The 20,485-nt window shown below is 39.7% G+C and carries 18 protein-coding genes and 1 pseudogene; 10 read left to right on the forward strand and 9 right to left on the reverse strand.

Features of this window, described 5'->3' with window-relative positions; all coding sequences use genetic code 11:
- Window positions 1–47: 47 nt before the first annotated feature.
- Window positions 48–848, forward strand: coding sequence for a histidine kinase (locus CDG76_RS33875; protein WP_094353211.1), 801 nt, complete (start codon window positions 48–50; stop codon window positions 846–848).
- 285 nt (window positions 849–1,133) lie between these two features.
- Here the strand turns inward: CDG76_RS33875 and CDG76_RS33880 are convergent, their stop codons facing one another.
- The 4 genes from CDG76_RS33880 to CDG76_RS33895 all read right to left on the reverse strand — a co-directional run bounded on the left by CDG76_RS33880 (window position 1,134) and on the right by CDG76_RS33895 (window position 4,639).
- Window positions 1,134–1,325 (reverse strand): YqaE/Pmp3 family membrane protein, encoded by a 192-nt coding sequence (locus CDG76_RS33880; protein WP_094353212.1) that lies wholly within the window; start codon window positions 1,323–1,325, stop codon window positions 1,134–1,136.
- Window positions 1,326–1,456: 131 nt separating this feature from the next.
- The gene (locus CDG76_RS33885; RefSeq protein WP_094353213.1) at window positions 1,457–1,852 is read right to left on the reverse strand and encodes a phage holin family protein; all 396 of its coding nucleotides are present in this window, start codon (window positions 1,850–1,852) and stop codon (window positions 1,457–1,459) included.
- A gap of 260 nt (window positions 1,853–2,112) precedes the next feature.
- Window positions 2,113–2,466, reverse strand: coding sequence for a 2Fe-2S iron-sulfur cluster-binding protein (locus CDG76_RS33890; protein ID WP_094353214.1), 354 nt, complete (start codon window positions 2,464–2,466; stop codon window positions 2,113–2,115).
- Between the two features lie 13 nt (window positions 2,467–2,479).
- Window positions 2,480–4,639 carry a Tex family protein gene (locus CDG76_RS33895; protein ID WP_094353215.1) on the reverse strand — a complete coding sequence of 720 codons (2,160 nt, stop codon included), beginning with the start codon at window positions 4,637–4,639 and terminating at the stop codon, window positions 2,480–2,482.
- Between the two features lie 533 nt (window positions 4,640–5,172).
- Here CDG76_RS33895 and CDG76_RS33900 point away from each other — a divergent pair.
- On the forward strand, window positions 5,173–5,391 hold the full coding sequence (locus CDG76_RS33900; RefSeq protein ID WP_094353216.1) for a hypothetical protein: 219 nt from the start codon (window positions 5,173–5,175) through the stop codon (window positions 5,389–5,391).
- Window positions 5,392–5,663: 272 nt separating this feature from the next.
- Here CDG76_RS33900 and CDG76_RS37955 read toward each other — a convergent pair whose 3' ends face one another.
- Entirely contained in the window at window positions 5,664–5,813 is a 150-nt protein-coding gene (locus tag CDG76_RS37955; protein ID WP_190241071.1) for a hypothetical protein, read from the reverse strand.
- A 1,409-nt stretch (window positions 5,814–7,222) separates the two neighbouring features.
- On the opposite strand from CDG76_RS37955, the gene CDG76_RS33905 reads away from it, so the two are divergent.
- The 8 genes and pseudogenes from CDG76_RS33905 to CDG76_RS33940 all read left to right on the forward strand — a co-directional run bounded on the left by CDG76_RS33905 (window position 7,223) and on the right by CDG76_RS33940 (window position 14,701).
- Window positions 7,223–7,603: an EamA family transporter gene (locus tag CDG76_RS33905; protein ID WP_223265510.1), complete on the forward strand. Its 381-nt coding sequence runs from the start codon at window positions 7,223–7,225 to the stop codon at window positions 7,601–7,603.
- Window positions 7,604–7,625: 22 nt separating this feature from the next.
- Window positions 7,626–7,982 carry an EamA family transporter gene (locus tag CDG76_RS33910; RefSeq protein WP_094353218.1) on the forward strand — a complete coding sequence of 119 codons (357 nt, stop codon included), beginning with the start codon at window positions 7,626–7,628 and terminating at the stop codon, window positions 7,980–7,982.
- An 81-nt stretch (window positions 7,983–8,063) separates the two neighbouring features.
- Window positions 8,064–9,368: an NAD(P)/FAD-dependent oxidoreductase gene (locus tag CDG76_RS33915; RefSeq protein WP_094353219.1), complete on the forward strand. Its 1,305-nt coding sequence runs from the start codon at window positions 8,064–8,066 to the stop codon at window positions 9,366–9,368.
- A gap of 45 nt (window positions 9,369–9,413) precedes the next feature.
- Complete coding sequence (locus tag CDG76_RS33920; RefSeq protein WP_094353220.1) at window positions 9,414–10,238, forward strand: glycosyltransferase family 2 protein; 825 nt, start codon at window positions 9,414–9,416, stop codon at window positions 10,236–10,238.
- A gap of 323 nt (window positions 10,239–10,561) precedes the next feature.
- The gene (locus CDG76_RS33925; protein ID WP_094348690.1) at window positions 10,562–10,717 is read left to right on the forward strand and encodes an IS4/Tn5 family transposase DNA-binding protein; all 156 of its coding nucleotides are present in this window, start codon (window positions 10,562–10,564) and stop codon (window positions 10,715–10,717) included.
- A pseudogene (locus CDG76_RS33930) lies at window positions 10,698–11,357 on the forward strand (IS4 family transposase); the annotation flags it as partial. The gene CDG76_RS33925 and the pseudogene CDG76_RS33930, both read left to right, overlap by 20 nt.
- A 393-nt stretch (window positions 11,358–11,750) precedes the next feature.
- Window positions 11,751–13,223 (forward strand): TldD/PmbA family protein, encoded by a 1,473-nt coding sequence (locus tag CDG76_RS33935; protein WP_094353221.1) that lies wholly within the window; start codon window positions 11,751–11,753, stop codon window positions 13,221–13,223.
- Window positions 13,224–13,360: 137 nt separating this feature from the next.
- The gene (locus tag CDG76_RS33940; protein ID WP_094353222.1) at window positions 13,361–14,701 is read left to right on the forward strand and encodes a TldD/PmbA family protein; all 1,341 of its coding nucleotides are present in this window, start codon (window positions 13,361–13,363) and stop codon (window positions 14,699–14,701) included.
- Between the two features lie 65 nt (window positions 14,702–14,766).
- On the opposite strand, the gene CDG76_RS33945 is transcribed toward CDG76_RS33940, so the two are convergent.
- From CDG76_RS33945 to CDG76_RS33960, 4 genes are all read right to left on the reverse strand, one after another.
- The gene (locus tag CDG76_RS33945; RefSeq protein ID WP_094353223.1) at window positions 14,767–15,207 is read right to left on the reverse strand and encodes a pentapeptide repeat-containing protein; all 441 of its coding nucleotides are present in this window, start codon (window positions 15,205–15,207) and stop codon (window positions 14,767–14,769) included.
- A 171-nt stretch (window positions 15,208–15,378) separates the two neighbouring features.
- Complete coding sequence (locus CDG76_RS33950) at window positions 15,379–16,485, reverse strand: aspartate carbamoyltransferase catalytic subunit (protein ID WP_094353224.1); 1,107 nt, start codon at window positions 16,483–16,485, stop codon at window positions 15,379–15,381.
- 185 nt (window positions 16,486–16,670) lie between these two features.
- The gene (mgtE, locus tag CDG76_RS33955) at window positions 16,671–18,023 is read right to left on the reverse strand and encodes a magnesium transporter (protein ID WP_094353225.1); all 1,353 of its coding nucleotides are present in this window, start codon (window positions 18,021–18,023) and stop codon (window positions 16,671–16,673) included.
- A 435-nt stretch (window positions 18,024–18,458) separates the two neighbouring features.
- Window positions 18,459–19,580 (reverse strand): glycosyltransferase, encoded by a 1,122-nt coding sequence (locus CDG76_RS33960; protein WP_094353226.1) that lies wholly within the window; start codon window positions 19,578–19,580, stop codon window positions 18,459–18,461.
- Window positions 19,581–20,485: the final 905 nt, after the last annotated feature.

Raw genomic sequence — 20,485 nt, forward strand, 5'->3', positions numbered from 1 at the left:
ATTTCTAGAAAATTTTATCCAAATTAGTTAAACCCCAAGAGTTGAAAATGCCTAACAATATCAAGCAACAAATTCAAGCCGACTTGCAACAAGCGAAAGAAACTGGACAATTAAGAACTGATCGGATTCGAGAAATAGTAAAATCCGCGGTTTCTCAAGTAGCTTCTGAGTTTAAACAAGGTTCTAGTGAAGTTCGTGGCATTGTGAAAGATGCAGTTTCTGCTGTAATTGAAAACTTCCAAGAAAAAGGTGGCGAACTCAAAGATGAAGTGACAGCTTCCATTGAAGGAGCGCTGGAAGGGATTAATAGCAAAAGACACGAAAGCATTGCTCAAACTCAAACAGATATAAAAAGGTTACAAGCTCAACTGGATGGTGAAGAAGAACAACTCCAACAAGAGGTTGATGTAATTTTGGCAGAGATTGAAGAGACAGGTAAGGAAAAACCTGCGAGTACCAAAACTGCCATTGATTCTGCTGTCAATGCTATTAAAGATAGTGAAGAAGTAGGATTGTTAAAGAAACGTTACGCGCAACTGCAAGCACAGCTAGCCATTGTCCGAGCTAATATGGCTGCACGCTACGGTGGACGTAATATGGAGGTTCAAGATTATCTAGACGAGGCTAAACACTGGTACGATAAGGCTCGTCCCCAAGCAGAGTCTATGGCTGTACAGGTAGGAGAGAAGCGATCGCAGTTAGAAGATAAACTGGGTGAAGCTGGTACATCTCTAGCCAGAAAAGAGCGTCAAATCAAACAAACCTTGAGAGAGTTACTTTTAACGGCAGCTGACTTATTCAAAGATAAGGAACCTGCTAAAAAAGAACGGGAGACTATTCACAAATAGGCTGCTTTAGCGTTTAATTGACTGAGAAAAAGAGGGTGGGAAATTCCCACCCTTTTTTTTTGTTAAAACAACAGTTTTATTAGACTTCTTGCATGAATCAAAAGCCCTCACCCTAAATCCCTCTCCCAAACTTGGGAGAGGGACTTTGAAATTGACTCCCCTTCTCCCAATATTGGGAGAAGGGGTTGGGGGATGAGGGCTATACCATTGCACTGTAATTATTAAAAATAGTAAATGGGTAATTGTCGTGCAACAATTACCCATTTCTTAAATTACTATTGCGTATTAGTAAATATTTCCTTCTCTATTGAGTTGTTCATCATGCTTGGCAATAACCCAAATTGCATGAATACTACCTGGTAGCCAACCTAGAACTGTGAGCAAGATGTTAATAAACAGAGTTGGGCCAACTCCAACAGTCAGGAAAACGCCTAAAGGAGGCACTAACAAACCTAGAAGAAAACGAACTAATTTCATGATTTTGCCGTATTTTTGTGAGTTTCTTTAATTACATTCTGCTGAAGATACCGAATTAGGAAATCCACCTTCGGATACTTTATTTGGAGTAGAGACGTGAAAAAATTTGGTCTTTCTACTCCTTATAATACTTATCTAGAAGGTAATTCACCTTGGGTTTTTTCGCCACTGCTGGTTAACAGATTTTTTTCAACAAAGTAGTTGTTAATGAAGGTGTTAGCAAAAGTTAGAATCACTGGCCCAAGAAGGAAACCAATAATTCCGCGAACTGCGAACCCAGGAACTAGGACTGCTGCTAACCAGAAACACAAACCGTTGACGACGAGCGAAAATGCTCCAAATGATAGAAAGTTAAGTGGTAGAGAAAGAGCAGACAAAACTGGTTTAACTGAACCGTTAATTAGACCAATTACTAAAGCAGCAATCATAGCTGCGGGAAAGTTAGCAATATTAACGCCTGGAACAACTAAATCAACAATCAACAGGCTCAAAGCTGTAGCTAGGGCGGTTAATAATGGTGTTAACATTTTTCTTACCTAATCACTAAAGATTTTTTGTAACTTCTTATCTCATCTTCAGCTATGTACTAAGTTTTAACCTCTCTTGCAAGGTAGAATTTGGTTCTACCATTAGGCCGATCATTGAGAAAAATATAGCGGTTGCAATACTGCGTAGGTTTTACTTAAAAAAGCACTCCGAGTAGGTTGGGTTGGAACGAAATCCAACATTTTCACGATTTTGTCGGGTTTCACTACCTTTAACCCAACCTACAAATCTTTTTAACTGATTAGTATTGCGATCGCTCAGATTTTCCAGACTCAGACTTATAATAAAGGGCTGATTTATATAAGACTTGTTCTTGATGGGTTTCTAAAGTGCAATCAGACAAAGGATAAGTTACACAAGTAACAACATAACCAGCCTGTATTTCGCTGGGGCGCAGAAATTTTTGCTCGCTTTGATCGACTTCACCACTAATAAGTTTAGCAATACACGCAGAACATTCGCCTTGTTTGCACCCAGATGGTAGGCGGATACCAGCTTCTTCCGCCATATCCAGAATATATTGATCGTCTGGTACTGGAATGGTGCGATCTAATCCAAATGTAGGATTGATAAATCGAACTTGATAAACTGCCATCTGCTGTTTCTAATTATTGTTTAACTGCTTTCATCGATAAACTAATCCGTTTGAGTTTCTCGTTGATTTCTAACACCTGGACTTTGACTACTTGGCCAACTTTGACAATTTTGTTGGGATCGTCTACAAATCTATCAGCAAGTTGGGATATATGCACTAAGCCATCTTGATGTACACCAATATCGACAAAAGCACCGAAGTTGGCGACGTTCGTCACAATTCCCTCTAGTTCCATTCCCACCTTTAAATCCCTGATTTCCTTAATTCCTTCTCTGAAGGTGGCATACTTAAATTCAGCCCGAGGATCTCTACCTGGTTTTTCTAGTTCGCTGAGGATGTCGCGCAGTGTGGGTTCGCCGACGCTATCGGTAACATATTTTTTCAGGTTGGTCTTTTTGAGCTTTTCGGCAATTTGTGTTACCTGATTTAATGGCACATTTAGATCGGATGCGATCGCTTCTACTACAGAATAACTCTCTGGATGCACTGCTGTATTATCCAAAGGGTTATCACCGCCGCGAATCCGCAGAAAACCCGCTGCTTGTTCAAAGGCTTTCGGCCCCAGCTTCGGAACTTTCAACAGTTGTCGGCGATTTTTAAAGGCTCCATTCTGGTTGCGATGGGCGACAATATTATTGGCTACTGTTGCCGTAATCCCAGAGACGGATGTTAGAAGTTCTTTGGAGGCGGTGTTTAAGTCTACGCCGACGTAGTTGACGCAGCTTTCTACAGTGTCATCCAATTTCTTTTTCAACAACTTCTGATCGACATCGTGCTGATATTGTCCCACACCAATAGATTTGGGATCGATTTTCACTAGTTCCGCCAAAGGGTCTTGCAAACGGCGGCCGATACTAATTGCGCCGCGCACGGTAATATCTAAATCGGGAAACTCTTCTAACGCCACAATACTAGCAGAATATATAGATGCGCCAGATTCATTCACCATCACCTTAACTGGTTTGCGTTCTATATTTTGTAATACTTGCGTGACAAATTCCTCTGTCTCGCGGGAGGCTGTACCGTTACCGATGGCGATTAACTCAATTTTGTACTTTTCAATCAGATTTTTGACAGTTTGTGCAGCTTTGAGTCGCTGTTCAGCCGCTTGGTGGGGAAATACTGCCTGATATTCCAAAAATTGTCCAGTTTGGTCGAGGACAGCAACCTTACACCCAGTTCTAAAACCAGGGTCTATCGCCAGGGTTGGTTTCATCCCCGCTGGTGCAGACAGCAGCAACTCCCGCAGATTAGTTTCAAATGTCTTGATTGATTCTATGTCTGCATAAACTTTTTTCTCGGAAATTACCTCTCCCATGAGAGAGACTTTCATCAAACGATTGAATGCATCCTTCAACATTGATTGATAAAAATCTCGAATTGTCCGTACTTTGGTTTTAATTTCTTTCGACTCAAGATAGTAAAGTACCGTATCCTCATCGAAAGCAATTTCAAAGCTTAATATTTTTTCGGTTTCACCCCGGCACAACGCCAGCATATTGTGTGGTGCAATATTTTTTACCTTAATTTGATAGTTACGGTACATCTCAAATTTGGTTGTACCTTCAGGATAATCATCTTTGATGCGGGAGACAAATACCCCTTCCTCTAAAAGATAATCGCGGATATACGCACGTAATTCAGCTTTTTCAGCTACTTCTTCTGCCAAAATATCAGCAGCACCTTTGAGTGCTTCTTCTGCTGTTTTTACTCCCTGCGTTTCCGAAATATATTTAGCCGCTTCTTCTTCCAAGGATGCAATTACAGCATTTTTGATATTTAGTGACTTGATGAACTCTGCTAGTGGTTCGAGTCCTTTTTCTCTGGCGATAGTGGCACGGGTGCGGCGCTTTGGGCGATAGGGTAAGTATAAATCCTCAAGTTCGGTTTTTTGTAAGCAAGATGAGATTTTAGCTTTGAGTTCATCTGTAAGTTTACCTTGTTGGGCGATCGCACTTAAAATCACCGATTTTCGTTCTTCCAGTTCTGTTAAATAAGTATATCGATCGGCCAGTTCGCGTAGTTGCACTTCATTCATCTCGTCAGTGCGCTCTTTCCGGTAACGTGCAATAAAGGGAATTGTTGCACCCTCCGCCAAAAGTTCCAGCGCGTTTTGCACCTGGTGGGATTTGAGGTTTATTTCAGTTGCCAGTATTTGAGGAATGTTCAGCATTAGGTGTCTAAAATGAAAATGCTACTTCTAAAGGTAATATGCTAGATCCTTATCCTGGCGCAAGGCCAAAGTTTTAAGCTAATTTACCAGATGATTGCTCGCAAGAGTGCAATTGGCGAAATAGACAAAACCCACCTACGCAAGTTTTATAACCCTTTCAATCCGCGTAGATGAATCAGAATTTGTCTAGCACAGGGCAGCTTGGCTGATTGAGAAGAACGACAAAGCATCACCCACAGGAATTGTCTGTTTCTAAACACTACGCAATTTCGCGTAGCGTCTCGTACCCACTTTTAAAGCTTGCTACGCACACCATCGACCACAGAAAAAATATTTGTCAAGCTTTTTGGCGCTTCATTTATCGCAAGAATTATTCCAATTGGCATAAAATACAACGTTGCGTAATCTTGATTTTCTATAATATTTATTTCGCTCGACTGTTGTAGCCAAAACCTTATTGGATGTAAGATTAACGACACTCCCAAAAAATTTGTTCTAAAAACACTACAACCTTTAGTTTAGAGGTTAGTAAAATGCCTTTGTTTTTCTTGATACCACTATGTACTGCTTTAGCTACAGGCTACTTGTTCAAAAAGAGTACTGATGAAATAGCATATCTTGCAGGTGTATTCGCAGCAATTAGCTTGATCTTAAGTTTAGTATTAGCACCTTGGCAGATTCAGTTTGGATTATTAATCATTGTCTTCGTCATTACCAACAGACTTTTGCAGGATAATGAGTCTAAACAATAGGAAAACAACCTAGAGAAACCTCTATCCAGCCAAGGAAACTTAGGCTTGTTTTTCTTGACACCACTATATACTGTTTTGGCTACTGCCTACTTGTTCAAAAAGAGTATTAATGAAATTGCGTACTTTGCAGCTATTAGCTTGATTTTAAATCTAGTACTAGTATCTTGGCAGATTCAGTTGGGATTGTTAATCATGATTACCAACAGATTTTTGTGAGGATAATCAGTCCAAACAATAGAAAAACCTCTACCCAGCTAAGAAAAATTGGCGGACTAATAGCTCTGTCTGAGATATGTGAATTTAGATGGAGATTTTTGTGGATAGATAGAAAACAATTCAAACTCTCGATTGTCATCTAAATTTCTGGCTGTAATTGGGTGTAACGTGGTGCGATCATTACCAGTGCCAGTACTGTTGTTCAAGCTTAAATTTTCCTTTGGTCAACTCTTAGCTTTGCATTTATCTAGTCTAATACTAACTCTTTACTTATACAAGTTTAATACCCAAAAATTACTTCATAAATGTGCAAATTTCCCAGACAAAAATTCATAATGGAGGAGGGATTTTGTTTTATGAAGTTTTTGTTTAAGTGTACTTGTGAATAGATAAATTTTTGATGAAGTATAACGATAAATTTGCAACATACCTTTCTCGTGGTATTCTAGTAAGTAATTACATGTAGCAATAAATTTGGAGAAAAAAGCCTATTTAAAATTCCGAGGGTAAATCAAGCAAACCTAATACTAAATGGTGTAGAAATATCTCAAATTCAATGCAACCAACGTCAACTTAAAGTTGATTAGCCAATGCTATTTTGCATTAGTTGTTTTGTTAAAAAGGCTCCATTTGGACATTCAGCAAAATTCCCCATAAACCTGTAAAGCGTATTACTGTAGATTGATTTATCTCCTCTCTATGATTTACGCCGCCAGTCAGACTTGTATTACTTATTGCGTTACCATACCCAAAAAGAGCACGTATACATACTCAATTTGAGTAAAAACCTTTACTTTTATAAATCGGCTTAATTGCCAGCCGAGATTACAGATATGTCTGTGAGTCGGGAGAAATTTTATGATATGTTCAGTACATTAATCAACTTTCCTGGAGCAAATAGAGAATATTTATCAATCCAGCTAGGTTTTATAGCTTGAGAAGATCGATAGTATCTTTAAAAGATTTCTACAGCAGGATACAACTGATGAAAGTTAATAAATGGGTTAATCAAAAATTCTAGCAATCCATTTTGGTTTAGGTGCATCTGTTGAATATGTGTGTGGAATCAGAGTTCAGGATCAGTGATGTCTACAACTGGCTACACCTACGCACACTGCAAACTTTGCGTATGTAGAGAGAATTTGTGACAAAGTTCTCAAGCTTCCCTATGTCTGCATCCACTATTAGATTATCGCGATCGCGCTAAAAATAGCGTTAGAGCAAAACTGGGTAGCACAGAAAATATCTGTAATTCACAATTGGGCAAACTCTAAATTGATTGTGCCAATTGCCAAGCAATAAACTGGTTTGCTTGAGAGTATAACCCAGTAAAAAATTAAGCGTGCTTTAGTCCGAATCATATCGAACGCTGCCATGAGAGAGCAACCTAGAGTATTACATAATATTTAGTTTTGAACTCTAGGGCATGAGCTTCAAGGCTGATTTTGATATCAGTCGCTTCAGCATAGCCTTCCTAATTTTGTTGTCTATTTACTGAAGTAGAGATCGAATTGTAGAGAAGGTGTTGCCGAGATATGAAATGTTCAAAACAACTGGCTTTTTACTGCTCGGTTCATACCTACTATCTTGATTAAGGCAAAGTACTATGAAATCTATGTCGCAAATTTCAAACTTTAAAATAATCCCTTATATTATTTTATTTGTAAGTATTTTACTTAGTATCTGTGGACAATTGCTGATGAAAAACGCCATGCTTTATACAAATGAGGGAGTATTTACTTGGGATTTCCTTCAAAAATTATCATTAGCTATTACTGTCTACTGTTTAGGAATAGTAAATTGGATATTGGCTCTCCGATCTGTAAAATTAAGTATTGCTTATCCACTGACGAGTTTAAATTATGTCGGGATACTTTTCGGCTCATACTACTTTTTTAATGAGGTGATTACAGTAACTCGAATACTAGGAGTCATCACTATCTTCTTGGGTGTTCTTTTAGTAGTTAACCCCATAAAAAAGCTCAATTTTAGATAATTAATTACTTCAAAAATTAAAAATGAGTATTTTTACTTGGATAAATTTAATACTTGTTGTTTTGTTTGGAACAACAGCTCAACTTTCACTCAAGTATGGATTTTACATCTCTAACTCTAATAAAGGAGAAAGCGGATCTCTCAAAAATCTCTTATTATCTCGTTATTTTTTGATTTGGTTTATCTGCTATACATTTATGACTATATTGTGGCTTTATGTATTGCGGACAATTCCTTTAAGTCAAGCGTTTCCAGTTTTAGGATTAATGTATGCATTTGTACCAATTGCTTCTCACTATCTTTTAAAAGAAGAAGTTGTTTTTAGCCAGTGGTTAGGAATTTCCGTTATTATAACTGGCGTAATTCTAGTTGGACATTAATCTTTTATCATCAGATTATTAATATTAACAGTTTCCGAAGATCATCCTCTAAAACATTTTCACAAAATCTAAATTTAATTTATGAATATAGGCATAGTTGGCGGAGGCATCACTGGGCTGGTATTAGCTCAACGTCTTTCACATCAAGGGCATAAAGTCACTGTCTTTGATAGTAATAAGCAGCTTGGTGGACTTACTACCTATCATGATTACGGATTATTTACCTGGGATCGCTTTTATCACGTTATCCTACCTTCTGATACTCACTTAATAAATTTTCTCAGAGATATTGGTCTTGGAGATAAACTACGTTGGCATCGAAGTTTAACAGGCTTTTACGACAATAAAAAGTTTTATTCTATTAGTAATAGTATAGAATTCCTGCGTTTTCCTCTATTTGGACTTATAGGTAAAATCAGATTAGCTTTTACTCTCCTATATGGTTCACGCCTTAATAACTGGCGGCGCTTAGAGAAGATTTTAGTTGAAGATTGGCTCTTGAAACTCGGTGGTAAAAACACATACGAAAAACTCTGGAAACCTTTACTTTTATCCAAACTAGGAGAAAACTATAAGCGAATCTCAGCAGTTTTTATCTGGGCTTATATCAAACGACTATTTTCAGCGCGCGATTCTTCATTAAATAAAGAACAACTTGGTTATGTCTCCGGCGGTTATAAAACTGTTTTTGACCATATAGAAAAATTAATTTATGCGGCTGGAGGTCATATCCACAAAGGTGTTGCAGTTGAATATATCGCACCTCATCTAGGGGGTGGAATGTGGGTAGAATCTCAGGGTAAAAAAGAGCATTTTGATAAAGTCATCTTTACTGGGCCAGTTAATATCTTGCAACAGGTTGCTGCGAGGGGACTGGTGAAGGTTTCAGACACTACTGAAACAGTAGAATACCTGGGTGTAATCTGCATGGTATTGATTACTCGTAAACCTCTAGTTCCTTATTACGTAGTAAACATTGCCGATAAAAACATTCCTTTTACCGGAGTTATCGGTATGAGTAACTTAGTTTCTTTACAAGAGACAGCAGGGTATCACATTACATTCCTACCAAAATATATCCTTTCCACTGACCCGTTGTTAAAACAACCAGATGACGAATTACGCCCAATATTTTTCCAAGGTATACGTTTAATGTTCCCCGAACTCAAAGCAGATGACATTGTAGCAGCACATATTAATCGAGCGATTAAAGTACAGCCACTACAAGTTTTAAATTATTCCAGCCTTGTTCCAAAAGTGAGTACTGAAAACGATGATTTTTTCGTCGTCAATACCTCACAGTTGGTCAACGATAGCGTCAACAACAACGCAGTAGTTCGACAAGTCGATGAATTTATCAAAAAATCAGCATTACTGAATTCTTGAAATTTGAGTAATCACATTTTATTTTAAAAATCACACGAGGTCTTTATGAGTCTTTTTGTTCTTTTACCCGCATATAACGAGCAAGAATCAATTCGACCCTTGTTCAAAAAGTTTCAAACATTGCAGCAAATCTTTAATATAGAGATAGAACTGATTCTTGTCGATGATGGCAGTAGCGATAAAACTGCTCAGACTGCAATAGATGAATCTCAATCACTAGGTATATTACTGAAATTAGTCCAACATCCCAAAAATGCTGGTTTAGGTCAAGCAATTAAAACAGGTTTCACGACTTTCTTAGAAATTTCCAAAGAAGGTGATTTTTTAGCGGCGATGGATTGTGACAATACTCAACCACCAGAACTGTTAATAAAAATGTATGACACTATGATAGCTGGTAGCTATGATATTGCGATCGCGTCTAGATATCGCAAAGGTTCTAAAGTCATAGGCTTATCAAAATTTAGAGAGCTGATGAGTTACGGAGCCAGCTGGCTTTTCAGAATTGCCGCCCGTGTCCCAGGCGTAAAAGACTACACTTGTGGTTACAGACTGTATAACCGTACTTTCCTCAGTAAACTGGATATGTATTATGGGGAGAATCTATTCACTGAAAGTGGATTTGCTTGCATGATAGATTTACTGCTGAAAGCCAAAGCCCTCAAACCAAAAATCGTAGAAATTCCAATGGTTTTGAGATACGACCAAAAGCCGAGTGCTAGCAAAATGAAAATTCTGAAAACTATTACTCGAACGCTAAAGCTCTTGTTTAAGAATCTACTATCAACAGAGCCAACTCCCAATTTAGGTCAGACTTTCAAACAGCAAGAAACACTCAGAATTCCACTGAGAATGGCAAATCGTAAATAAACCTGAGAAGAAAAAGTATGAATTCTTTGGTTGAGAAGAGTGCCAGATAAGTACATAAATATAAATGTATTATATTTTACACTCAAACAAAAGCGGAGCAAAGAAAGCTCCGCTTTTGTATTCTGATATCATGTCCGCTTGATTACTTACTAAACCCCAAGAACCCCACCCCGCCAAAGCTGCGCTTTGTCTCCCCTCCCCGCAAGCGGGCTATCCATTACCCGCATCTTTCTCAACAAAAATACAACTTACTTAAAATATGCCAAAAGCATTGATAGGTATAGTTTTTGAGAGAAGAGAATATTTGAGGGTAATGGTGCATCATGGAAAAATGGGCAGCATCCGAATTAAAACAGGCAGATTTAGGAGACGCAAGACGAAACAAGCGTCTGGTAAGGATCGTAGAAGACTTGGCAGCACAACCAAGCAGCAGCGTACCTCAAGCCTGTGGAAACATACAAGCAAAACCCAGAGCGTGATGCAAGGACAGCAAAACTAACACTCTTTCAAGCCACTTTTGAGATACAAGTACCCTTACACCATATCCGACGTTTACAGTTGAAGCCTGTAAAATTGCAGGTAATTCTGGCACTTGAAGAAAACCCGCCAGATGGAATCAAACCGATTAGCTGGTTGTTGCTTACTACCCTTAAAGCTAACAGTTTTGAAGAGGCTGCCCGTTGCGTTCGCTGGTACACATATCGTTGGTTGATAGAACGTTACCACTACACATTAAAAAGTGGTTGTGGAATTGAAAAATTACAGCTTGAAACCGCAAGGCGAATCGATATGGCACTGGCAACATATTCAATTGTGGCGTGGCGTTTGTTATGGCTAACTTATGAAGCCAGATTTAACCCTGATATGCCATGTGATTCTGTTCTAGAAATCGATGAATGGCAGTCTTTGTGTGCCACTATCAACAAAAATCCAATCCCACCCAAAAAGCCGCCTTCTTTACGCGAAGCAGTACGAATGATTGCAATATTAGGTGGCTTTTTAGGTCGAAAGGGTGATGGAGAACCTGGTGTTAAGACTATTTGGCGGGGATTACAGCGATTACACGATATCGCTGCAACCTGGAAACTACTCTACCAGAATTGTCAAATATGTATTTAGCGATCGCCGATCAAATTAACCTTATTCACATTCTCCTCCTTTTGTCAACTATCTACATGTTGCATTGTTCCATAATCCTTTTCCTGACTTACTTACAGCAATGTTAAGAAACATGTGACTAATGCATAGCCCGCAAGCGGGGAGGGGGTTGGGGGTGGGGTGCAATGACTGTGGGAATCATAACTAATTATGCGGACATGATATGAATTCTGAACTTCTTCGTCAAATAGCTCCAAATTTCTAGTCTGTAGGCGGATTTGCCAAGGCGTTGTTAAAGGGGAGGGAAATCCACACGTTTTTCTAGCAACTGTGGCTTTTGCTCATTTGTTAGACTGAACAAACCAGGATTTTTTCAGTCAAATCTCTGAACTACGCCAGCAGACGAGGCTACCCATGCTTACAAGTACGCTACTTCTCTCGAATCAACTTCCCACTCTCCAATATTCCTCCACACCAGAGCGTTTCGATGAAACCTGGGAAGCCCCCCTGGCTACCCTTCTGGGACTAGGACGCGCCGCTGGGGCTGACTTCATCGAATTATTTTTAGAGCGTCGCAACTATATTAGTTCTCTTGCAGAAGATGACGCTATCACGAGTATTTCACCCAGTCTGTCTACAGGCGCGGGAGTCAGAGTATTTCGTGGTAAAGCTGACTGTTACGTTAGCACCAATGACCTTTCGTTTTCCGGTTTGAAAGCAGCCTTAGAAAAAGGTCTTTCTATCTTGGGATTGCAACTACCCACTGCTAAGGCTTTCATCCCAGAAATCAACCTAGAATTACTCAGAGATTACGCCACCAAAAGAGGTAAAGATGCATGGCTACCTGTGTGTAGCTCCATCCGAGAAATGGGAGAAATCCTTCTTGATGGTACTGCCCATCTGAAGCAAAAAGCTAGCCATGTCCAATCGCGCCGTGCTACCTATTTCCGGGATTGGCAAGAAGTTTTAATCGCCGCTAGTGACGGGACTTTTGCCCGTGACATCCGCCTCACGCAATCAGTCGGATTTAACCTATTGTGTGCTGATGGTGCTAATCGTAGCTCAATTGGCGATCGCGCGGGTAATACTAGCGATGCCAACTTCTTGAGAACTTGGGATTCTCAACAAGCCGCCGAGAAAATAGCAGAATCGGCTGGAAAAATGCTCTACGCAGATTACGTGGAATCGGGTACCTATCCCATCATTATGGCCAATCACTTTGGCGGCGTCATCTTCCACGAAGCTTGCGGACACCTACTAGAAACCACTCAAATAGAACGCAATACCTCTCCCTTTGCTGACAAAAAAGGCGAAAAAATTGCCCACGAAAGTTTGACAGCCTGGGATGAAGGGCGCTCTGAAAATGCCTTCGGGACAATTGACATGGATGACGAAGGTATGCCGGCTCAAAGAACCCTCTTAATTGAAAAAGGCGTTCTGAAAAACTTCTTAGCAGATAGAACAGGTTCTACACGCACCGGACACCCCAGAACTGGAAGTGGACGCCGCCAAAATTATACCTATGCCGCTGCTAGCCGAATGCGTAATACTTATATTGATTCTGGCGAATATAGCATTGATGAATTATTTGCCTCTGTTGATAAAGGTATTTACTGTAAAAAGATGGGTGGTGGTAGCGTTGGTGCTACAGGCCAATTTAACTTTAGTGTTGATGAAGCTTATTTAATTGAAAATGGCAAAATCACCAAACCGTTAAAGGGAGCAATTCTCATCGGTGAAGCTAAGGAAATCATGAATAAAATTTCCATGTGTTCCCAAGATTTGGAAATTGCACCAGGTTTTTGTGGTTCCGTTAGTGGCAGTATTTACACCACGGTAGGACAACCCCACATCAAGGTTGATTCTATTACCGTTGGGGGAAGATAAGATAACTTCATCAACTTCCAGGTTCTACCTGGAAACGCCTTCCTGGTGGCTATTTTATCTAGGAGGCAGAAGCCTTCTATTATTACACTCCCAGGCTGAAGTAGGGAGCAAGAAAATCCAAAATCTAAAAATTGACTATGCCGAATATAAATGAAATTGCAAATTCTGCCAAGGATAATGCTGATAAGCTTGGCATTAAGAAATTCGACATTTATGGCTCAACAGTAGATGACACTAACGTGCAAGTAGACCAAGGTGAGCCAAAACAAGTTAAAGCTTCAAATCGCTCTGGTGTTACTGTTCGTGTCTGGAATGAAGATAATACAATGGGTGTCACCAGCACCACAGATGTAGACCCCAAGGGACTGGAATTAGCTTTGAAAACTGCTTATGAAGCCAGTTTTTTTGGTGTTAAAGAAAATGTCCCTGATTTTAGTCCAGAAGCTACTGTTCCTATTCCAAATAAACCTCAGAATAAAGCACCCCAAGCACCTGTGGCTGAACTCATAGAAAAATTATTGGTAGCTGAAAAAGAATTACTAGCAGCTCATCCAGCAATTAAAGGTGTGCCTTATAATGGTTTGTCTCAAAGAGATATTGACAGATTTTATCTCAATAGCGACGGTGCGGTGAGAACTGAATCTCACTCTTTGGCATCAGTTTATCTTTACAGCAAAACTGAGGAAGAAGGAAAAAAACCTCGCAGTGCAGGTGCTTATAGAATCAACCAGAGTTTAGATAATCTAGATATTAATGGTTGCATCAAAGAAACTGCTGATAAAACTATCAGTCACTTGAATTATGAAAAAATCAAAACTGGTAAATATCGAGTTGTTTTTTCAGCAGAAGCTTTCTTAAGTCTGTTGGGTGCTTTTTCTAACTTGTTCAATGCCCAAAGTATTTTAGACAATCAAAGTCTATCTACGCCTGATGATTTAGGTAAGCAAATTGCTTCTCCTTTAATTTCAGTTTACGATGATGCGTTGCACCCAGCTAACGTAGGTGCAGAAAGTTTTGATGGCGAAGGAACTCCTACTCGTAAAATTTCGCTGATTGAAAATGGCGTTTTAACAGGATTTCTTCATAGTGCAGGAACTGCTAAAAGGTTAAATGCCCAGCCAACGGGTAATGCTAGTATTGGGGCAAAAGTCAGCGTCAGCCCCAATTTTTATCACGTGTTTTCAACAGCAACTCCTGAGCAAGAGTTTAGCTTAGACACTGCTGAAAATGTGATTTTTATCGATGATTTACAAGCTCTCCATGCTGGAGTTAAATCCTTGCAAGGTTCCTTTTCTTTGCCGTTTGATGGTTGGCTAGTTAATAAGGGTGTCAGGACGAGTATTGAGTCAGCAACTGTTGCTGGCGATTTCTTAGAACTCTTGAAGTCAATTATTTATGTAGAAAAAGAAGCAGAGTTAACGCCAGGTGGTGTTTGCCCGAAAATCTGGGTTAATGAACTATCGATTACTGGCGAATAAAACTTAGGAAGTGATAAGTTAAGAGTTAAACTCTTAACTCATCACTTTGAAATCATGACTCATCATTAGTATTCACCACCAATGCTAATGGCAGTATTAAATACGTCAGCACCGCTTAAATCAATACCAGCTAAAACAGCGCCATCTACGTCACTGTTATATAAACGGGAATTACTCAAATTAACGTTGGTAAGATTGGCATTATTTAACATCGTATCGCTAACAAATGCTTCTGTGAGATTAGCAGACTTTAAATTAGCTCCAGTTAAATCGGCACCTTCTAAGTTAGCACCTTCGAGATTAGCTCCTTTTAAATTTGCATTTCTCAAGTCAACACCGATTAGATGAGCGCCTTTAAGGTTAGCTCCTGCTAGATTGCATCCCGAACATTCTCTAGTTTCTAACAAGCGGCGGACAGGGGTGGAATTTTCTGCTTTGACGGGAATGGGAGCAGCTAAAGATAGCGTGCTGAGTAAGGCTGCTGCCGTCAAAAAAATTCGTTTCATAATTTACCTCGGACACTTCTAGAAGTCATTAAATTCTGATCTTCTACGATACCAGTGTGCCAAGATTAGAGAATTCTGTCCTCATGCGATCGGAGGAATAATAAATTCGATGAGATTAGATATTGTTCTGTAAGGTAGTCCGATGGGAGTAAATTTCCAACTGAGATTCTATCAAGCTTTGCCACTACCTAATAGATACAAGAGTGCCATCCGAACCGCGACACCGCTGGTAACTTGTGATTGAATGAGACTAAATTCTGGGTCATCCATCAATTCAGAACTAATTTCAACACCACGGTTGACTGGGCCTGGATGCAAAACTTTGACGTTAGGTTTACAAAGTTGCAGTTTTGTGCGTGTAATACCAAATAGCTGATGATATTCTCGCAAACTTGGCAGTAAATGAGCCGTCATCCGTTCCTTTTGCAGACGTAAAGTCATCACAAAATCTGCATTTTGCAAAGCTGGTTCTAGCTGCCAGTGTAGAAAAAGTTGGGGATTGGGGGAATTACTTCTGACTTCTGACTCACTTCGACTCCTTTCGACTTCGCTACCTCGGCTTCGCTCGGCACAAGTCAAGGCAAGTCGCTCAGTGACCTCCTGACTCCTGCCTTCTACTTCCTCCGAGATAAACTCGGCAAAGAATTTAGGTAAGAGGGTTGGCGGCGCTGCCAGATGCACTTCGGCACCACTAGCAATTAAACTCCAAATATTCGATCGCGCCACGCGAGAATGGAGAATATCCCCAACAATGGCAATCTTTTTCCCCTTTAAAAGTTCCAGTCGCGGGTGATCTGGGTCAATTAGAGTAGTTATGGTAAATAAATCTAGCAGTGCTTGGGAAGGATGTTCATGTTGACCATCACCAGCATTCAGGACGCTAACTCGTACACCTAGACGATCCATTTCAGATGCGATCGCATTTGGTACTCCTGCCTCTCGATGGCGGACTACCATAATATCAGTTCCCATCGCCAAATACGTTTTCGCCGTGTCGAGAATTGTTTCTCCCTTAGTCATAGAAGATGTGGCGGCGGCGAAGTTCAGCGTATCCGCACTTAAACGTTTGGCTGCGAGTTCAAAACTGCTACGGGTGCGGGTAGACGATTCAAAAAATAAATTTGCCACCACCTGTCCCTGCAAAGTTGGCACTTTCTTTGTCCGCCGCGATAGCACCTCTTGAAAACTGGCAGCAGTTTGCAAAACTGTATCGTATTCAGTGGTAGTAAAGTCAGCCAGGGAAAGAATGTGATGACGATTCCAGGTAGTAGTAGGCATATTTGGGGACTGGGGACTGGGGACTAGGGATTGGGGCATGGGGCATGGGAGATGAGGGGGGACGCGGGGACAAGGAGATAAACAAAACTCTTAACTCCTAACTCCTAACTCAGCACGGGCTGAACGCCCCGCTACCGCTAACAGCACTTAGCACTCACAACTGTTTTGCCCAATGCCCAATCCCTTCATGCTGGTAAATGGAAAACGTTTAAAGCTAGAGAAATTAGGCTGAGGAACGTTAAAAACCCAATTGTATCTAGCATTGTAGTCACTAATGGGCCACTAACCAAAGCAGGGTCAAGCTTCAGCCGGGTCAAAGCCATTGGCAGTAAAGTGCCAAGGGTAACAGCCACAATTGTGTTAGTTGCCATTACCATTCCGGCAATTAAAGCCACCCATCGTTCTTGGGGTCGCGCCCAAATTAAGGAAAGCAGGATCATCGTTGTGGCTAAAGCGAGAGCTGTACCTAAACCAGCTAGAAGTTCCTTGCGAAGAATTTTTAAGGTATCTTTGGGTGTTACCTCGCCCACCCCCAAGCCGCGGATTGTTACCGTTAATGATTGAATCCCGACAGTACCACCAGTGTTAGAAAATATCGGCATAATTACTGCTAGAACTGGCACTGCGGCAATTACAGATTGAAAAGGCGCGATCGCACTAGCCGCACCAATATACATTGCCATGATTCCCAACAGCCAAGGTAAGCGGTTGCGGATGGTGAGTAAGGGAGAGGATAAAGCTGCTTCATCACCACTGACACCCGCCAGTTTTTGGATATCTTCTGTGGCTTCCTCTTCCAAAATATCCATGACATCATCAATGGTGACAATGCCTACCAATCGGTCTTCTCGGTCAACCACGGGGATCGCGATTAAGTCATAGCGCTGCATGATTCGCGCCACTTCTTCTTGAGGGGTTTCAGTTGTTACCTTAATGACGCGATCGCTAGCAATATCCTTGATGAAAACATCGGGAAAGGTAAACAGCAATTGGCGCAGTGAAACTACTCTCACCAGCGTCCGGTTGTCGTCTGTGACGTATGCGTAGTAAATCGATTCCTTGTCTTCGTCCTGACGGCGGATTTTGCTCAAGGCTTCGCCTACAGTCAATCCTTGTCGCAACCGGACATATTCGGTTGTCATTACCCGCCCAGCAGTGCCTTCTGGATAGCCGAGAATCGTTGCTGTTGCTTGCCTTTGTTCTGGACTGAGTTCCTGCAACAGCCGTTTAATTACTCCAGCAGGTAGTTCATCAAATAATTCTGCCCGTTCGTCGGGACTCATCTCTTCTACAAGTTGCACTACCTGAACATCATGGAGAGAATTAATTAGTTCTTCCTGCACCTCTGTCGGCAGATATTCAAATACATCAATTGCTTGAGCTTTGTTGAGTAAACGAAATGCGATCGCTCGTTGTTGTTCGGGCAATTGTGTAATGTATTCTCCCACATCCACAGGTTGCAAGCGATTTAAATCCCATTTCAACTGGTTTAAATCGGTAGTATCAGTCAGCAAATCACGAATATCTTGTGTGAGCATGATATATATCTCCTAAGTCTCCCCCGCGCTGGGAGACTTCCTCACCACAGCTCAGAGGAGGTTGATACTGCCATCTTGTGGACTATGGTCCATAAAATTTCAACAATTCAATATCGATAGCTAAATCAAAGCATTGCTAGTCATCATCCTAACCCGGAATAGCGCTGTCTGGTAGATACTGAGGAAATTTTATCTCTTTAGTACCTTTAGATAAATTTTTAGCTTGCTACCTTGATTTTTAGGGGAATTATTCTGCGATCATAGTAAGTTTTGCTACTAATATAATCTATGAGAGCTGGCGATCGCGAATAAATAACCATACGGATGGCTAAAAAAAGGGGAGTTGTTTCCAAACAAGGCATTAGAAAACTTCTGATCATTAACAAATGCTTGAGGTTCAGTAATCTCAATTGAGATACTTTTACTTGAGTGTCGTTAACTGATTACTAAATCATAAATAGCTTCTAGTTTGGCAGTTTGCTTGTGAATATCAAAATTTTCGCAAATAAACTCTCGTCCTTTTTTACCCATACTTTTAGCTAAAGCCCGGTCAGACAAGAGAATATCTAATTTTTCTGCGAGAGCTTGATCATCTTTTTCATCAACTAAAAAGCCAGTTTCTCCATCTAAAATAGCATCAGGGATAGCGCTATGCCAGGTAGAAGCTATTGGTAAACCAGAAGCGGCGGCTTCCAATATTGAAAGGGGTAAACCTTCGCTATCACCGTTCTTTGCTGTTTGACTGGGTAGAGAAAATATTTCTGCATTTCTCATGGTTTTTTGAATCACTTCATAAGGTTTTGCCCCCATAAAATTGACTCTATTACTAATACCAAGCTCATCTGCTAGAGTTTTGAACTTTTCAGTCATTGTGCCATTTCCAATTTGAATAACTGACACATCTGGATGCTTACTGGCAATCCGGGCAAAGGCTTTTAATAGGGTATCAATTCCTTTTTTTTCAGTATGTCTGCCTACACATAAAATATATCTTTCACCTTTTGATTCACTGGCTGGGGCAAATTTTTCTAAATCTATACCACTATTTAATTTAATAATTTTATCTTCAGGATAACCATATTCAATCATCTTTTTATACAAGAAACTAGAAAAAGCAATAAATTTAGATGCTTTTTGTTTTAATTCTTCTTCATGCAAAAGAAATTGATAGAAAGCTGGATTACCTGATAGCCACATAGAGCGACGTGAAACTGTGATATCAAAACCGTAAAATGTAACGATGAAAGGAATATTTAATTTTTCTGCCAATCGCATTGCATAAATACCATCTGGCCCAAAATGTCCGTGAATTAATTTTAGATTTTTTAGTTCAGCCTCTTTTCCAAACATATTTGGTGAAGCAGAAATTATATGAAATAATTGCTTAATTTTCCATTGGTCATTATCACTAATAGCAATATTGTCAAAAGGAATTTCTTCTAATAGTTTACAAGTAAGAAATAACGGTTTGTATGTTTGTAAATTATGGGCTTGTTCTCCGATAAAAGTTTCTGATATTCTCGGATAAGCTCGACGATACATCCCAACTGTTTTCATTGTGTTACTCCTATTTAAGATTAATATTTATCTTGACAAAAAATGAACAATATATTGGGTAAAAAACTTTGAAGTTCTTTATATATTTACGCCCTTGATCCTATCTGCTGCTATTTTGGATAAAATGGTAATTATCTGATTCATTCAGAACATCAATAACAATACCAATCAATTTTTAGTTTTTTCAAGCTAATCTTAGTCTAAATCAGGGTTTCAATTATTTATGTTAGTAAGTGAAATAATAATTTTTCCTGAAACTATTATTTAGTAAATATCTTAGGGTCTAATAAAGCAAACTAGGATATTTATTATGTAAACAAACCGATTAATTTTTTATGACTTGAGCATTGCCAGAGAAGCCAAAATAGCAACTATGCTTTTCAAGGCTTCTAGGTAGAGTTTTGCGATGCCTGAGGTAAATGCTCGCCTACGCAACTAATAAAATATGGTTTGTAAAAGGCTGAACCGAGGTATTTATGTTAATGCACAAGATGAGTTATTTGTACAGCGCATAAGCCCTATTTTTTATCAAACTTGATTGGGTTGAGGATAGCCTCCCTTTCTTGACTGCAATTATTTGCCGAATGTTTAACACAAGCACATCAATTTTAAAACATATCTACATTAAAATTATATTTATTAAATAAATATTTTTGTAAAAAAATGATTTAGTTTATACCAGCATAAGCATAACCTCGGAGTAGTGATTTAGTTTAGACTAACATAAGCTCATCCTTCGGAGTTAGGCACTCTTGATTTTTTGACATCATCTCATCACTGATATTATGTCTGGCTAATTAGTTATAATTCCCGAATCTATGCACAAAGCCCAAAAAGCCCTCACTTCTGCGGTCTTAATGATAAGTCTTTAACCGGACATGATATTATTCCACCCACGCAGAGAT

The organism is Nostoc sp. 'Peltigera membranacea cyanobiont' 210A (assembly GCF_002246015.1).
In the GTDB taxonomy this organism is placed as follows: Bacteria; Cyanobacteriota; Cyanobacteriia; order Cyanobacteriales; family Nostocaceae; genus Nostoc.

Excerpts from the sequence above, each read along its gene's own strand:
- CDG76_RS33875 (WP_094353211.1), top strand. The coding sequence starts at position 48 with ATGCCTAACAATATCAAGCAACAAATTCAAGCCGACTTGCAACAAGCG.
- CDG76_RS33920 (WP_094353220.1), top strand. The coding sequence starts at position 9,414 with ATGAGTCTTTTTGTTCTTTTACCCGCATATAACGAGCAAGAATCAATT.
- CDG76_RS33895 (WP_094353215.1), bottom strand. The coding sequence starts at position 4,639 with ATGCTGAACATTCCTCAAATACTGGCAACTGAAATAAACCTCAAATCC.
- CDG76_RS33880 (WP_094353212.1), bottom strand. The coding sequence starts at position 1,325 with ATGAAATTAGTTCGTTTTCTTCTAGGTTTGTTAGTGCCTCCTTTAGGC.
- CDG76_RS33915 (WP_094353219.1), top strand. The coding sequence starts at position 8,064 with ATGAATATAGGCATAGTTGGCGGAGGCATCACTGGGCTGGTATTAGCT.
- CDG76_RS33910 (WP_094353218.1), top strand. The coding sequence starts at position 7,626 with ATGAGTATTTTTACTTGGATAAATTTAATACTTGTTGTTTTGTTTGGA.
- CDG76_RS33950 (WP_094353224.1), bottom strand. The coding sequence starts at position 16,485 with ATGCCTACTACTACCTGGAATCGTCATCACATTCTTTCCCTGGCTGAC.
- CDG76_RS33885 (WP_094353213.1), bottom strand. The coding sequence starts at position 1,852 with ATGTTAACACCATTATTAACCGCCCTAGCTACAGCTTTGAGCCTGTTG.
- CDG76_RS33925 (WP_094348690.1), top strand. The coding sequence starts at position 10,562 with ATGGAAAAATGGGCAGCATCCGAATTAAAACAGGCAGATTTAGGAGAC.
- CDG76_RS33935 (WP_094353221.1), top strand. The coding sequence starts at position 11,751 with ATGCTTACAAGTACGCTACTTCTCTCGAATCAACTTCCCACTCTCCAA.
- mgtE (WP_094353225.1), bottom strand. The coding sequence starts at position 18,023 with ATGCTCACACAAGATATTCGTGATTTGCTGACTGATACTACCGATTTA.
- CDG76_RS33890 (WP_094353214.1), bottom strand. The coding sequence starts at position 2,466 with ATGGCAGTTTATCAAGTTCGATTTATCAATCCTACATTTGGATTAGAT.
- CDG76_RS33960 (WP_094353226.1), bottom strand. The coding sequence starts at position 19,580 with ATGAAAACAGTTGGGATGTATCGTCGAGCTTATCCGAGAATATCAGAA.
- CDG76_RS33900 (WP_094353216.1), top strand. The coding sequence starts at position 5,173 with ATGCCTTTGTTTTTCTTGATACCACTATGTACTGCTTTAGCTACAGGC.
- CDG76_RS33905 (WP_223265510.1), top strand. The coding sequence starts at position 7,223 with ATGTCGCAAATTTCAAACTTTAAAATAATCCCTTATATTATTTTATTT.
- CDG76_RS33940 (WP_094353222.1), top strand. The coding sequence starts at position 13,361 with ATGCCGAATATAAATGAAATTGCAAATTCTGCCAAGGATAATGCTGAT.
- CDG76_RS33945 (WP_094353223.1), bottom strand. The coding sequence starts at position 15,207 with ATGAAACGAATTTTTTTGACGGCAGCAGCCTTACTCAGCACGCTATCT.